Here is a 15660-nt window from a genome sequence, read left to right as displayed (position 1 = left end):
AATGAATCTATTATTTAAGATATTAGGCTACGTTTTTGCTGTATTGTTCACTGTAGGTGCAGGTTTACAATACAATGATCCAGACTCGTTACATTGGATTGTTATTTACGGTATTGCAGCTTTAATCTCTTTGTTGTTTGCGCTAAATAAAGTAGGATATGTTGTGCCGTTGGTTTTAGGTGTGCTAGCTTTTATTGGCTTCATTTATCTTTATCCAACAGACTTTCAAGGGTTCGATTTAAATGACGGAGATATTGTTACTGTTGAATTGGGTAGAGAGGCTTTCGGGCTTTTAATAATTTCAATTGTGCTTTTAGTCTTTGCTTTCAGAATTAGGAGAAGGCTATAAGAATAAGTCGAATTCTTGTCTCAACAAATCAATTACCGGATTCTTTTCTCTTAGTTTTTGGTATTTTTCTTCGGGAGTAAATGCAAATTTCGTAGATGTTGTTTCATTTACGGTAATATTTAAATGTACGAAATGGTTGTTGAGTTTAGCACGTAAATACTCCATCAATTCAAACTGTTCACGCTCAATTTCCTTTTTCATGGTACCGTTAGGAAGCTCTAAATGAATAGCGAAGCCCTCTTTTAATTTAGGGATATCTGAATGTAGGTTAGAAGCTAGAATTTTTTGACCTTTCTTATCGATAATCTCAATAAAATCTGCCCAATGCTTACGGAGTTCATCTTCAGTGAATGGGTCTTTTGGTAGGTTGTTTTCATCAATAACAACCTCTATTTTGTTTAACTCGTGTTGTTTTTTGGCGTTTAAACTAGAAATTGAAAGTCCTGAAACCCTTTTGGTAGGACGATTAATAATCGGCTTTTTAACATCAGCACTGGTTTCTGCTGAAGTTGATGTTTCAGTGTTTTGTTGAGGTTCACTGGTTTTTTCAGGAGCTACTTGTGTCTCAATAGTTGTTGTAGCTTTTTTAGGTTCTACCGGGGTTTCGGTAGTACTGTTTATAGCACTTGTTGCTTTAGGAGCCTCGGTTTGTGTTACTGCTGGTTGATTTCCGGTTACAGGTTTAACTTCAGATTCCTTTTTGGATGGTCTTGGAGCTTGATTATAAAATGCAGATGGAGCAATGAAATCAATAGTCTTATTGTTAAGAGCTACGGATTCAGGATTTTTTTTTTCTCCATCAAAATTGATAGAGGCAAGTTTCATAAGCGTTAATTCAACAAGTAAGCGTTGATTTTTACTTGTTTTATACTTTAAATCGCAGTCATTTGAAATTTCTAATCCTTTAAGAAGGAAGGAGGGAGCCGTTCTTTTGCTTTGATCTCTATATAGTTGTTGTGCGGCTTCGCCAACTTCTAATAAGTTAATGGTATCAGGATGTTGGCATACCATTAAATCTCTAAAATGAGATGCAAGCCCGGCTATAAAGTGGTGTCCGTCAAAACCTAGAGATAATGTCTTATTGAATAATATAAGTAACCCTGGAATATTATGCTCTAATATTAAATCTGTAGCCTCAAAATAAGTATCGTAGTCTAAGACATTTAAATTTTCGGTAACCGCTTTACGAGTAAGCTCTGAACCGGAAAAGCTGACTACTCTATCAAAAATAGAAAGAGCATCACGCATAGCGCCATCTGCCTTTTGGGCAATGATATGCAACGCATCATCTTCAGCATTTACACCTTGGTTTTCTGCTATATATTTTAAATACTCGGCAGCATCTTTAACTGTAATTCTTTTAAAATCAAAAATTTGACATCTAGAAAGAATCGTTGGTATGATTTTATGCTTCTCTGTTGTTGCCAAAATAAATATGGCATGCTTTGGTGGCTCTTCTAAAGTTTTTAGAAATGCGTTAAAAGCAGACTGAGATAACATATGTACCTCATCAATGATATATACCTTGTACTTACCTACTTGTGGTGGTATACGTACTTGATCAATTAAGTTACGAATATCGTCTACAGAGTTATTTGAAGCGGCATCCAATTCAAAAATATTGAAGGCGAAATCTTCATTTTCTTTTTCGGTACCATCAGAATTTATCTGTTTTGCCAAAATACGGGCGCAGGTAGTTTTACCAACACCTCTTGGTCCACAGAACAATAAAGCTTGTGCTAGGTGATTTTGGTCTATTGCATTTTGTAATGTATTGGTTATAGACTGCTGACCCACAACATCTTTAAATGTCTGGGGTCTATACTTTCTAGCCGATACAATAAATGGTTCCAAAATTCTATCTCTAATTAAACTTATACAAATATAAATATAGCCTTTAATTCTAACGAGAATAAAGAAAAGAGATCATCCTTAGTTATCAACAATTGCAGTACATTTGCGCTCAGCAGGCCACCTTATCGCTGCCAAGTAATTGGGAGAGGAAAGTCTGGACACCATAGTGCAGTATAGCGGGTAACGCCCGTCCGCAGAGATGTGAGGACAAGTGCAACAGAAAGCAAGTACAGTTCGGCTGTAGTGAAACCAGGTAAACTCTATACGGTGAAACGTCATGTAAATCGGTGTTTAAGGGCTGCACGCCCAAGTCGAAGGGTAGGCGGTTAGAGCTCAGGGGTAATCCTTTGCCTAGATAAATGATAAGGAATTCTGATTTTTTCAGAATACAGAATCCGGCTTATGGCCTGCTTTTTTATGATTAGGTTAATTTGGAAATTACCTAATAAAAATAAACTTCAGCTTAGTTGAAGATTCTTAGCTCTTAAATAATAAGACCTCTTCTTTTGAAACTTACTTTTCAAAAAAGCTAAATACACTGCCACCGTATTTTCTTGAATTTTTATAGTGTGGAAATTCGGCTAAGCTAGTTCGGTTAGAATGTTCTATAATTAATACGCCATCTTCTAATAGAAGGTCATTTTCAAAAACCAGTTCAGGTAATTTTTCAAAATCCGTTAACTCCATATCGTAGAAAGGATCAGCGAATATGATATCGAATTTCTCTGTATTTCTTTGAAGAAAGCTAAATACATCGCTCTTTAAAGTACGAATATTCATGTCTAGCAATTCAACCGTTTTATCAATGAATTGTATGCATCCAGAGTGAGCATCTATAGCAAGAACATCATCAACACCTCTAGATGAGAATTCATAACTAATATTGCCGGTGCCAGCAAAAAGATCAAGGACTTTAAGGTCTGGAAAATAGTAGCCATTATTCAAAATATTGAACAAGCTCTCTTTAGCCATGTCTTTTGTAGGTCTAACAGGTAGTTTTTTAGGAGCCATTAAGTGACGACCTTTATGTTTTCCTGATATGATACGCATTATATTGTATTAATAAGGGTGAAATCTATAGAGCCTGTAGCAGGTTCTCCAAGTTTTAATAATTGAGCCGCTGAAGGTTCAAATATGCTGATATTCTGGACGTAATTATAGCAAAGTTGAAAAGTTTCGTCATCTTCTTCAATATCTCCAAATAATTTTACAATAACAGTTTTAGGGTCTAATTCCAATTGCTCAATTACGAAAAGTAGGTAATAGACAAAATCCTCTTTTGTTTGATATTTAAAGCTATTGTATAGAAGAAGTTTACGTTGATTTAGAACGGTAATATCTAATTGCTCAGTATTAACATGTACAAAACAGGTAACTTCTTGGTTTTGTGTTTGGTTGTTTAGTAAGGACTGTAACAATACTGTGCCGGTATGCATAAAATCAAACTCGCCAAAAAGATCGTAGATGTAATTATTAATGTTAACATATGGCACATACACATTTACTAAGTCATGGTTTTCTACCTCATCATAAGCTAAAACATCATTAGCTAATACCTTAGTATTGAATTTAAGGTATTCATTTAAATGATTAGGGTTGAATAATGATTTTGGTACCAGACCAAAAAGTGTATTTCTATGAACAGCTACAACTTCATCAAACTGCATGTTTTCTATATCATGCTTTTGTAAAAGAATTTGCAATTCATCTTTAGCGGCCATTGGGATTTTTTCTTCAGAGAAATCTATTCTATCCGAAATCAACAATTTTTGCGAAACAGTATCTGCTACACAAAAAGAAAGTCCATTCAAGCTAACCTGAATGGACAATTTTTTAAAATTTTTATCCGCTATGTTTAAGCTATTATTTTTTAACTTTTTTGTCATATATGGAAGGCCAGTTACCGCTTGTGCTAACTTCGTCTAAAGAACCTACGTAAATTGTTGATCCGTTTACTTCTTCTACACTTAATGCAGCTTTCTCACTAGATAATAAATCTTTTGGCTGATCGTAAAGAACAACTTCTTTATCAACTTTTGCTTCAAAAACAGGAGCTTTATATCCACTCTTTTCAACAAAACCAGCTTTCATTGTAAATTTCTCACCGTTTGCTGCCGTAGGTACATCCATTAAGTTCTTGTATCTAGTATCAGATTTAAAAAGTGAATCTTTTACAGAAACAGTTCCTAATGTGTCGATGATTTTCATTTCTTTTAGCATATCAATTCCATATGCCTTGTCAAATTCCATGAAAGAAGAGTCTCTCTGTTGTGTAATAACATATTTACCAGTGTCGATAAAACGGATAAGACTTTTGAAGTCGTTTGCGTATTTACCGTTTACTGTTTTGTAGGCCTCTTGAGAGTTTTTAATGTCTTTCAATTTGGCGATAACCTGAGAATAGCGCTCTATTTTTACCTCTTTAAATTTGATTGGTCCTGTTATGGAGTTGTAAATAAAGTATCCTAAAGCGATACATCCAATCCAAAGTACAATTTGTATTACGGTCTTCATTTCGTATGTGTTATTTTATTTAGTGGTCTTCACAAATCTACAATTTTTTTTTAATCGTAAAAGTTTTTAGCCTAAAAATCATCTTTATCTTTGAGGTCACATGAAACCAACAACACCCGCATCATTCTATAGTATACTAGAAACCAAATTTCCTCACTCACCAACTGCCACACAATCAGTGGCTTTGCAGAAATTAGCTGAATTCACTCTTTCAACTGTTAAAGATGAAGTTTTTTTGTTAAAAGGTTACGCGGGTACAGGTAAAACCACTTTAATAGGCACTTTAGTGAACAGTTTATGGAAGGTTCAGAAGAAAGCGGTGCTCATGGCACCTACTGGTAGAGCGGCAAAAGTGATGTCAAATTATTCAAAAACGCAGGCATTTACTATCCATAGAAAAATATATTTCCCCAAAAAGCAAAGTGGTGGTGGAGTACAGTTTGTAATGGCGCCTAATAAACATAGAGATACCTTGTTTATAGTTGATGAAGCATCTATGATACCAGATACGGCTGCCGATTCTAAATTATTTGAAAACGGATCGTTATTAGATGATTTAATGATGTTCGTGTATTCTGGTCACAAATGTAAGTTGTTGTTAATAGGAGACACCGCCCAATTACCACCGGTTCATTTAGTATTAAGTCCTGCTTTGGATGGTGATAAACTTTCTTTGAATTATAATAAAGAAGTAGTTCGTTTAGAATTAAATGAAGTAGTAAGGCAAGCAGGAGATTCAGGTATTTTAGCAAATGCGACTTTATTAAGGGAGCAATTACAAAGCGAATTCTTTGAAGACTTTAAATTTGATGTTGATCCGTTTACAGATATAGTAAGGTTAATAGATGGTAATGAGATCCAAGAAGCTATTGATAGTTCATATTCGGAAAATGGAAAAGAGGAAACTGCATTTATAGTACGTTCCAATAAAAGAGCAAACCTATACAATCAGAATATAAGGGAACGAATTTTATTTTTAGAAAATGATATTGCTGTTGGCGATTTTATGATGGTAGTTAAGAATAACTATTATTGGTTAAAGCCAAGCTCAGAAGCAGGTTTTATTGCTAATGGAGATATTATAGAGATTCTAGAGATTTATGATATTAAGGAAATCTACACCTTTAAGTTTGCAGAGGTTAAGGTTAAAATGGTCGATTATCCAAATATGGCACCGTTTGAAACGGTGTTGTTGTTAGATACCATTACTGCTGAATCCCCTTCCTTATCTTATGAAGATGGTAATAGATTATATCAAGAAGTAATGAAAGATTTTGCTCATGAAAGTTCTAAGTACAAGAAGTTTTTAGGCGTTAAGAATAATAAGTATTTTAATGGGTTGCAAGTAAAGTTTTCATATGCCATAACCTGTCATAAATCTCAAGGGGGACAATGGGATACCGTTTTTATAGAACAGCCATATTTACCTAATGGTATAGATAAAGAATACTTACGCTGGTTGTATACAGCGGTAACCAGGGCAAAGAGCAAGTTGTATCTTATTGGTTTTAAGGACGATTTTTTTCTTGATTAAGAAAAGGTTATTTTAGTAGATATTCATGCCAGAAAGAATATTATACCAATTGTAAATAGAATATGACAACAGATACGGTTTTAAGTATATTTTTAGGAATAGGATTGGCGGCATCTGTAGGTTTTAGGGTGTTTTTGCCATTATTCGCTTTGAGTTTGGCATCTTATTTTGGTGTATGGGAACTAAATGATAATTGGCAATGGATAGGGAGCCTAGTAGCGGTATTAACCTTAGGTATAGCTACGCTGTTAGAGATATTTGCCTATTTCATCCCTTGGTTCGATAATTTGTTAGATAGTATTGCGGTTCCTTTAGCGGCAATAGCAGGTACTGCAGTGATGGTGTCAACGGTTGCAGATTTAGATCCCGTAATCACTTGGTCGTTGGCAATAATTGCTGGTGGCGGTACAGCTACGGCAATAAAAGGAGCTGGAGCAACGGGTAGGTTGGCGTCAACCGCCACAACTGGTGGATTGGGAAATCCTGTGATAACTACGGTAGAAACAGGTACTGCAGCGGTAGTATCGGTCGCCTCGATATTTGCACCTATCTTAGCAGCGGTTTTGGTAATAATCATCTTAGTTGTCATTTTTAGGATATACAGAAGCTTAAGACCAAAGGCAAAAACATAAAATAGAAGTAGTTGAAAAAAATAGCAATGATTCCTGCCCGTTATGCGGCCTCACGATTTCCTGCAAAATTGATGCAGGATTTAGCTGGTAAACCGGTCATTTTAAGAACATATCAAGCTGCGGTACACACCAAGTTGTTTGATGAAGTATATGTGGTTACAGATAGCGATGTTATCTATGACACTATTGCCAAAGCAGGTGGTTTGGCAATTATGAGTAAAAAAGAACATGACTGTGGTAGTGATCGTATTGCAGAAGCGGTTATGCAGATGGATGTTGATATAATTGTAAATGTACAAGGAGACGAACCATTTACTGACCGCGAAAGCTTAGAAGGGGTAATGAAGGTTTTTGAGGATGACATTCACAAAGAAATTGATTTGGCATCATTAATGGTTAAGATAACCGATGAAGAAGAAATCAATAACCCCAACACTGTAAAGGTAATTATAGACAACAGAGATTTTGCATTGTATTTTTCAAGGTCACCAATACCTTACCCAAGGGCAAAAAGTGAACAGACCATATATTATAAGCATAAAGGGATATATGCCTTTAGAAAAAGCGCTTTAGTGGATTTTCAACGATTGCCTATGTTACAGCTAGAGGCAACGGAGAAAATTGAAGCTATTCGTTATTTAGAATATGGTAAGAAGATTAAAATGGTAGAAACGAATGTTCAGGGTATAGAAATTGATACACCTGAAGATTTAAAGAGAGCTCAAGCGGCATGGAAATAAATTTTGATGGAATTAATGTAATTGGCTTTGATGCTGATGATACCTTATGGGTAAATGAAACTTACTTTAGAGATACTGAAGATAAGTTTGCCGATTTATTGGATAAATATGAAACCAAAAATAAAATAGATCAAGAGCTCTTTAGAACAGAAATAAAGAATTTAGATTTATATGGTTACGGTATAAAGGGTTTTATGCTCTCTATGATTGAATGTGCTTTAGAACTGTCTAATAATGAGGTTTCTACTAAAACGTTGGGAGCACTTTTAGATTTAGGTAAAGATATGATTACCCAACCTGTTGAATTATTGGATGGAGTAGAAGATGTTTTGAATAGTTTAAAAGATAGGTACCGGTTAATAGTCTTGACAAAAGGAGATCTTTTAGATCAAGAAAGAAAATTAGAACGATCTGGATTGTCCGAATATTTTCATCATGTAGAAGTATTGAGCGATAAAAAGGAAAAGAATTATAGTCATTTGTTAGAACACTTACAGATAAAGCCAAGTGAGTTTTTAATGATTGGTAATTCTTTGAAATCCGACGTTTTGCCGTTAGTTGAAATAGGAGCAAGAGCGGTACATGTGCCATTTCATACCACTTGGGAGCATGAAAAGGTAGAAGGTCAGGTAGAAAATAAGGGGTACATGACTATTTCTACATTATCGGATATTTTGGAATATGTTTAATGATAGTGGACGTGAATAAACAAATGATATTGAAGAAAATACCAACAAAGGCTTCGGAAGAATTTAGAAATTTTCCAATGGTACCAAGAGTAGTCTATGGTAAAGGAAGTTTTAGTACGCTAGGCGATATTTTAATGCCAAAAAGAAAACATTCGGAAGCACCAATGATTTATTTGGTAGATGATGTTTTTGAAAATACGGAACTTATAGGTAGAATACCCAATATTTTTTGTGACCAGATTATTTTAATATCTGCAGAAGAAGAGCCGAAGACAGCGCAAGTAGATGCCCTTGTGAAAATGATACAAGAAAAATTTACTGAATTGCCATCGGGCATTATCGGTATAGGTGGTGGTACTTTATTGGACTTGGCAAAGGCGGTTGCGATTATGTTGACCAATAAAGGTAGTGCGTCAGAATATCAAGGCTGGGATATAGTCAATAAACAAGCTATTTATCACGTAGGTATACCTACTATCAGTGGAACAGGAGCAGAAGTGTCAAGGACTACTGTATTAATGGGACCCGAAAAGAAGCTGGGTATCAATTCTGATTACACCACTTTTGATCAGGTTTTGTTAGATCCAGATTTAACTAAGGGCGTATCAAAAGAACAATGGTTTTATACAGGTATGGATTGTTATATACATTGTATCGAATCATTGAACGGAACATTCTTAAATGCCTTTAGTCAAAGTTATGGCGAGAAATCATTAGAACTCTGTAAAGAGGTGTTTTTGGAAGATATAGAAGAATCAGAAAGTAGAGAAAAGTTGATGATGGCATCTTGGCATGGGGGTATGAGTATTGCATATTCTCAGGTTGGTGTTGCTCATGCTCTGAGTTATGGGCTAGGATATGTTTTAGGTGTTAAGCACGGTATAGGCAATTGCCTTGTTTTTCAATATTTAGAAGAGTTTTATCCTGAGGGAGTGGAGGTTTTCAATAAAATGCTTAAAAAGCATGATATTAAGTTACCAAAAGGAATTTGCGCAAACTTGTCTAATGCAGAAATGAGTACTATGACAACTGTTGCCTTAGGTATGTCACCTTTATGGGAGAATGCTCTAGGCGAAGACTGGAAGTCCGTAATTACCCCCGAAAAACTAAAAGCTATTTATAAAAAAATATAGCTTATTTCAATTACTTTTTTAATTCGCAGTATTTCTCCATTGGGTAAATCTGCCACCATATGATATGCAACAAATAGCAAAATTTATATATTTTAAAATTCTAGGGTGGAAACTCAATGGGGTCTTTCCTTCTCATTTAAATAAGTTTGTTGCTATTGTAGTGCCACATACCAGCTGGTGGGATTTTCTCCTAGCTATGTTAATACGTGCGGTTTGGAAAGAAGAAATTAATTTTGTTGGCAAAAAGAGTTTGTTTAAACCTCCATTTGGTTGGTTTTTTCGCTGGACGGGTGGCGCACCAATAGATCGTACAAAAACCAATGATACTGTAAAGGCTACAGCAGAAATATTCAGAGAGCGAAAAAGGTTTAGACTAGCACTTTCTCCTGAAGGCACCAGAAAAAAAGTGGAAAAATGGAAAACAGGGTTCTACTACATTGCTAAAACCGCCAACGTACCCATTGTATTAGTAGCGTTTGACTACGGAAAAAAAGAAATAAAATTATCAGAACCTCTTATCCCAACAGAAGATAAAGAAGCCGACTTCAAAAAATATCATGCTTTTTTTGAAGGGGTGGAGGGGAAGTATTAAAAAAACTTCTTGGAAACAATCTTGATTTAGTTTTGAAAACTAAAAAACAATTTCATATAAGTTAAAATATAGAAGGTTATTAATGATATACAGACCATTTTGATTTAAGAATTTAATAGTTTTTTAATGAGAAATCAGAAAGTGTAGACTTATTCTTATTCGTATTTTTTATAAAAATATTGTTACAGATTTGTGCATTTTAACGATGTATTTAAACGTTAATCGTAAATTGTTTTTACAAAAGCTAGTTTCTAAACTTAAATACATATTCTTGTTTCAGATATATTTTTTGAAATTTCAGCTATTCAAGCTTTGATTTTCCCCTTCAGAAAAGGTATTTATTTCGTACCCCACTTACGACAATAAATTGACCTTATAGTGCTTGGTTAATCTTTAACCAAACCTATACCAATGATTAAAATTCATTCATTAAAAATTACAGAACTAATCAGTAGTTCTTTGGATATTCTATATCAAAAAATTATTGTCACTAATTTTTGGTATTTGGCCTCTCCTCGTATGTATGAGAGAATCTTCCCTCTTCGATTTATTAGTATTGTTCATTCTTCAATCAGTCAAAATTTAACTCACTATGCGTAAATCTTTACACAATCTTACAGGAAGCTTCAAACTAATTGATATACTAAAGCCTATTAATTTTAAAAAAGAGGTAGTTGTTATTTTACTCTTTTTACTATGCTATAGCTCATCTCTTTTAGGTCAGGTTCAGGTAGTTACGGATCCAACAGAGGTTATGGTGTCATTAAATGAAACTTTTACTGTTACGGTGGAAGTTAATACTGATCAGAGTGTAGATGCAACTGAAATTCATATGGGTTTTGACCCAAACATTATTGAAGTGGTAAGTGTTAGCTTACCTCAATCTAATCCTTTACCAGTACCTATTATAGAAGCTGATTTTGACAATATTTTAGGAACTCTTGATTATGTGGCGGGTACTTTTTCTAATTTTCCAAATTCTAATTTTGTTTTTTTAGAGATAGAATTTATAGCTCAGGCTTTAGGAACCACTGAATTGGAGTTTACGGGATTGCCATCAAAAGTAACTTACGGAGGAAGTAATATTTTGTCTGGTTTATCCGGTACAAATATTACAATTATTCCATCAGGACCAGATTCGTCTCCAACCATTGCATTAATTGAAGATGTTATAGTAACGGAAGGTTCTTCGATTGAGAAAGATATTTATATCACTGATGACAAAAATGTTTATAACACTAATATTGTTATTTATGATAAAAGTAATGGCGGTTCCAACAGTCCATTTTTACCGTCAACCACGGTTTCTGAAAATAATTATTCCTTGTTGGATAATGGAAATGGTAATTATACTTTTAATTGGAATACCGTTTTGGGAGATGGTCGTTCATACTTGGCAGAAGTTACTACAGATGATGGAGTAAATTTACCTGTTAAACAAACTTTTACTATTGACATAGCGCAGAAAATACCTTCAGATATTCTAGCTCGCACATTTACCAATCCTTTACCATGGTATAAATCAACTTCTGATACTCCTCCTGTAGCACCTTTTACAGTTGCCATTGAAGATAATGCTGCTCAAAATGTTGGTTATTTAGACCCGGCAGATTATATAGAATATCTTATTGATGTACCGGCTCCTGGGGAATATGATATTGAATTATTAGCAGCTAAAGGTAATAATGGAGCTACTATGGTAAGTATTTCTGAAGAAAACAATAATAGTTATTCGACTATTGGAACCTTTAATGTTATAAAAACAGCATGGCAAGTTTATAACTCATATAGTACTACGGTCACTTTTACTAATGCGGGTTTACAGACTATTCGTTTTGATTTCGACGGTGGGGTTAACATCAAGAATTTTATTGTTTCACAATCACAAATTACCGCTTGTAATACTGCTTTTCGTGTAAACGCTGGTGGTCCTTTATTTGGTTTGACTGGTGGAGATTTTGAAGCGGATCAATCTGCAAATCAAGCAGGTGGTACTGCCGAAACAGGCACCCCGTCTATATATTATAAAGGAGCAATAGATAAAACTTTTGGGTCTAATGCACCTTTAGTTTCTAATAATACGGGATATCCAGATGTTATTTTTCAAACAGAAAGACATATTGAAGGCGGAACTTTAATGAATTGGGAGTTTCCTGCAAATGGTACTTATGAGGTTGATTTGTTGTTTAATGAAAATTGGACGGGTGAAAATGCTAACCCTAGAGTTTTTGATGTAGAGATAGAAGGAGACTTGGTGTTAGATGATTATAGACCTTCAGTAGCCGCAGGTGGCGTTAATATAGCAAAAGTTGAAACCTTTACTGTTGAAGTTGAAGATGGTATCATGAATATCGATTTTATTCAGGGTACTCAAAACCCTTCTATAAAAGGATTTAGTATTTGCTTAATATCAGAACCTGATAATACGGCACCAATAGTAACTATAAATTCACCGTCAGAAGGTAACACTTTGGTAAGAGGTATGAATGTTGATTTAATAGGAACAGCTTTAGATTCTGAAGATGGAGACATTTCTGATTCAATTAATTGGAGTTCTAATGACACTAGGTTTACTACAATGCCATTAAATGGTATTGGCTCTAATATTAACGGGATGTTTGTAACCCCTGGAATTCAAACACTAACTGCGTCAGTTTCAGATAGCGATTCTGAAAGTAGCAGTTCAGAAATTGAAATTGAAGTTTCTGGACCAGCAGTATCTATAGTTGCTCCTTTAGATAGTGAAGAGTTGTATTCTACCAACGTTAGGTTGGAATGGTCAGGTACAGATGTATTATTTGATTTGACCGAACATTATCATCTTTATATTAACCCGCCAGATATAAGCAATATTGATACTGCAACCAGAATTTCAACAGCTTCACAAATAGGACAGGAGTTTTGGGAATTAAACGAATTGGATGGAATAGTTGAAGGGTTAAACACAATAGTGGTGGTAGTTGCTGATCCAACTCATGCTGAGTTTGTTAATTCAGAAGCTAAAGATGTTATTAATTTTACAGTTTCCCTACAAGACGTTACGTCACCTATAATTACCTTATTGGATACTGATCCCTTGCAAATTGAATTAGGTTCGCCATATATTAATTTAGGCGCCAGTGCTTCTGATGATTTGGATGGAGATTTGACCGATGAAATTATAATAGGAGGTGATGTAGTCGATGTTAATACCATTGGCAATTATATTATCACATATAATGTTTTGGATGAAGCTGGAAACTTGGCAACAGAGGTTACGCAAACAGTGACAGTATCGGATAATGTTGCGCCTATTATTACTTGTCCAGCAGATATAATTACTTCCACTACTCAAGGTATTTGCGGTGTAAATTTGAATATTTCGGGTATTTCCGCAATTGATTTAAGTGATGAGATTACTTATGAATCAACTAGAAGTGATGGTTTGCTTATGTCCGAACCATATTCCTTAGGTGAGACTACAATTACATGGACGGCATTGGATGCATCAGGTAACATGTCTGAATCTTGTGTTCAGACAATTACGGTGACTGATGAGGTTGGACCTGGTTTTGATTGTCCTGTCAATATTAGCGCTACTAGTTTAAATGGAAACCCAATGGTACTTGAAATAGTAACTCCATCGGTATTTGATTCATGCTCAGAATTAGATGTTATATTAACCAGTACTCGTAACGATGGTTTAGAGTTGGACGATGCCTTTCCAGTTGGTGAAACCCAAATTGAATGGAAAGCTTTAGATAATGCTAACAATCTAATTAGTTGTATACAAACCGTAACAGTCAACTACGCTGGCTCTTCTGAGAATACTATAGTGTTCTTCTCTTTTGAAGAACAATCTGAGCCGGAAATAATTGATTATTCTTCTGGAACGGTAGAGATTAGCGTTGTTGCGGGAACAGATTTGACCACATTAGAGCCAAATTTCGGTATTTCTTCCAATGCAAGTGTGAATCCAAATTTGGGAGATGTTATGGATTTTACCAATCCGGTAAATTATACAGTAACCGCTGAAGATGGATCTCAAAAAATTTGGACCATAGTAGTTAAGGTGGACGATGATAACAATCATCTTAGTATTAACGCATTTACATTAATAAACGCAGACACGGGTCAAGACATAATGATATTGATTGAAGGGCAATTAATCAATGCAGCTAACTATGTAAACACAAACTTAGCTATTCGTGCAGATACCTCCTCTGACGTAGGTAGTGTACAATTAATGTTAAGCGGTGATAAGACTAAAAATCAAACAGAAAGCTTGGCACCCTTTTCACTTTATGGTGACGATGTACTAACAGGAGATTACGGGGGAGAGCTTTTTGCAATTGGTAGTTATACTATCACTGCTACACCATATATAAATGCAGGACTAACAGGCGAACAGGGAGAAACCAAATCTGTAAATTTCCAATTTATTGATCAAGATCCAATATGTATAAATTTTGATGCAAGTATTGCAAATAAAGTTAATCCTAGTGGTTGTAATAATAATGACTCCAATTATAGTGATAAATACAATAGGGTTTGAAGGTTCTCTATCCTATAATTGGAGTCATGATAACAATTTAGATTCATCTACGGCCATAAGTTTAGAGGCGGGCGTTTATAGTGTTACTGTAACTGATTCTAATGGATGCTACGAAAATTTATCAATAACTTTAGATGAACCAGAACTTCCTTCTGTAACCTTAGAACCTTTTAGCGATATTCTTGTTACAGATAGTCCGATAAATTTAATTGGTGGAATGCCATTAGGAGGTGAATACACTGGGCTAGGAGTTAACGAAAATGTTTTTGATCCTTCAATAGGCGTTGGTGAGTACTCTATAACCTATAATTATATAGACAGTAATGGTTGTTCAAATAGTATTTCTAACTCTATACAAGTTTTAAACGCCCCAATAGACAACGCTACGTTATTCGTGTTGAACGCGGATAATGACAGTCAGTTGTATGTGCTGACCGATGGTCTTCAGATCACCAAGTCCGATATCGGTAATACCCCATTGGGCATTATCTATAATGCAGATTTGAATCCGGGTAATGTCACGTTCAAGTTAACAGGTCCTGTAAATCAGAATAAGTCAGAAGGGCCTTCTGCACCATATTCCCTGTTCGGTGATATTGGGGTTGATATTCAAGGAAAAGAGTTCCCTGTTGGTAATTATACCTTGGCTGTTTCGACCTCTTCCGGCGTAAGCCAAACGGTTAGTTTCTCTGTTGTGAGCGGACCTCCTGTGAATATGCCGCCGTTGGTATCTCTATCGGGTAATGTGGACGGTAGCGTTCCTTTTAAAGTAAATTTCACCAGTACGGGGTCTACGGACGGCGATGGCAACATCATGGGTTATTTATGGAATTTTGGAGACGGAAATACTTCTGACGAACAGAATCCATCACATACCTATGCGACAGGTGGTGATTACGATGTATCGTTGACATTGACCGATGATGATAATGCGACAGGTGCTGAGAGTATTAGTGTTACTGCGGTAGATCCTACTATAAATCAGTTGCCTAATGCTGTGGTAAATGCTTCACCTACTAATGGTACTTTTCCATTGACAGTTGAATTCTCAAGTTCTGGTTCTTTCGATCCTGATGGTAACATAGTTAT

General features: G+C 35.3%; 13 protein-coding genes and 1 other RNA gene. 10 read left to right on the top strand and 4 right to left on the bottom strand.

Going from position 1 to position 15660, the window contains the following annotated elements; all coding sequences use genetic code 11:
- The first annotated feature begins 1 nt into the window (after position 1).
- Entirely contained in the window at positions 2–349 is a 348-nt protein-coding gene (locus ABJI11_RS07445; RefSeq protein ID WP_348350851.1) for a transmembrane 220 family protein, read from the top strand.
- On the opposite strand, the gene ABJI11_RS07440 is transcribed toward ABJI11_RS07445, so the two are convergent.
- Positions 344–2203, bottom strand: coding sequence for a DNA polymerase III subunit gamma/tau (locus ABJI11_RS07440; protein WP_348350849.1), 1860 nt, complete (start codon positions 2201–2203; stop codon positions 344–346). The genes ABJI11_RS07445 and ABJI11_RS07440 overlap by 6 nt on opposite strands.
- A gap of 109 nt (positions 2204–2312) precedes the next feature.
- On the opposite strand from ABJI11_RS07440, the gene rnpB reads away from it, so the two are divergent.
- An RNA gene (rnpB, locus tag ABJI11_RS07435) (RNase P RNA component class A) lies at positions 2313–2621 on the top strand.
- A 95-nt stretch (positions 2622–2716) separates the two neighbouring features.
- On the opposite strand, the gene ABJI11_RS07430 is transcribed toward rnpB, so the two are convergent.
- The 3 genes from ABJI11_RS07430 to ABJI11_RS07420 are packed head-to-tail and all read right to left on the bottom strand — an operon-like array spanning position 2717 to position 4717.
- The gene (locus ABJI11_RS07430; protein ID WP_348350847.1) at positions 2717–3253 is read right to left on the bottom strand and encodes an RsmD family RNA methyltransferase; all 537 of its coding nucleotides are present in this window, start codon (positions 3251–3253) and stop codon (positions 2717–2719) included.
- Entirely contained in the window at positions 3253–4089 is an 837-nt protein-coding gene (locus tag ABJI11_RS07425; RefSeq protein ID WP_348350845.1) for a DUF3822 family protein, read from the bottom strand. The genes ABJI11_RS07430 and ABJI11_RS07425 overlap by 1 nt, the downstream gene beginning before the upstream one ends.
- Positions 4067–4717: a hypothetical protein gene (locus ABJI11_RS07420; RefSeq protein ID WP_348350843.1), complete on the bottom strand. Its 651-nt coding sequence runs from the start codon at positions 4715–4717 to the stop codon at positions 4067–4069. Before ABJI11_RS07420 ends, ABJI11_RS07425 begins: the two co-directional genes overlap by 23 nt.
- 100 nt (positions 4718–4817) lie before the next feature.
- Here ABJI11_RS07420 and ABJI11_RS07415 point away from each other — a divergent pair, with 100 nt between their 5' ends.
- The 8 genes from ABJI11_RS07415 to ABJI11_RS07380 form a co-directional block, all read left to right on the top strand.
- Entirely contained in the window at positions 4818–6251 is a 1434-nt protein-coding gene (locus ABJI11_RS07415; protein ID WP_276494480.1) for an ATP-binding domain-containing protein, read from the top strand.
- A 62-nt stretch (positions 6252–6313) separates the two neighbouring features.
- Entirely contained in the window at positions 6314–6883 is a 570-nt protein-coding gene (locus ABJI11_RS07410; protein WP_348350841.1) for a DUF4126 domain-containing protein, read from the top strand.
- 26 nt (positions 6884–6909) lie between these two features.
- On the top strand, positions 6910–7623 hold the full coding sequence (gene kdsB / locus ABJI11_RS07405; RefSeq protein ID WP_348350884.1) for a 3-deoxy-manno-octulosonate cytidylyltransferase: 714 nt from the start codon (positions 6910–6912) through the stop codon (positions 7621–7623).
- Positions 7614–8312, top strand: coding sequence for an HAD family hydrolase (locus tag ABJI11_RS07400; protein ID WP_348350839.1), 699 nt, complete (start codon positions 7614–7616; stop codon positions 8310–8312). The genes kdsB and ABJI11_RS07400 overlap by 10 nt, the downstream gene beginning before the upstream one ends.
- Before the next feature lie 23 nt (positions 8313–8335).
- Positions 8336–9445: an iron-containing alcohol dehydrogenase family protein gene (locus ABJI11_RS07395; RefSeq protein ID WP_348350837.1), complete on the top strand. Its 1110-nt coding sequence runs from the start codon at positions 8336–8338 to the stop codon at positions 9443–9445.
- A gap of 64 nt (positions 9446–9509) precedes the next feature.
- Complete coding sequence (locus tag ABJI11_RS07390) at positions 9510–10037, top strand: 1-acyl-sn-glycerol-3-phosphate acyltransferase (protein WP_348350835.1); 528 nt, start codon at positions 9510–9512, stop codon at positions 10035–10037.
- A 592-nt stretch (positions 10038–10629) separates the two neighbouring features.
- Positions 10630–14571 carry a malectin domain-containing carbohydrate-binding protein gene (locus ABJI11_RS07385; protein ID WP_348350833.1) on the top strand — a complete coding sequence of 1314 codons (3942 nt, stop codon included), beginning with the start codon at positions 10630–10632 and terminating at the stop codon, positions 14569–14571.
- Positions 14534–15660 (top strand): PKD domain-containing protein (locus ABJI11_RS07380; RefSeq protein ID WP_348350831.1); only part of this gene is annotated, 1127 nt, incomplete at its 3' end. The genes ABJI11_RS07385 and ABJI11_RS07380, both read left to right, overlap by 38 nt.

Origin of the sequence: Maribacter sp. (assembly GCF_039968975.1) — a bacterium.
Classification (GTDB): Bacteria; Bacteroidota; Bacteroidia; order Flavobacteriales; family Flavobacteriaceae; genus Maribacter.
Note: the sequence above shows the minus strand (reverse complement) of the source record. Positions and strands in the feature narration are given on the sequence as shown.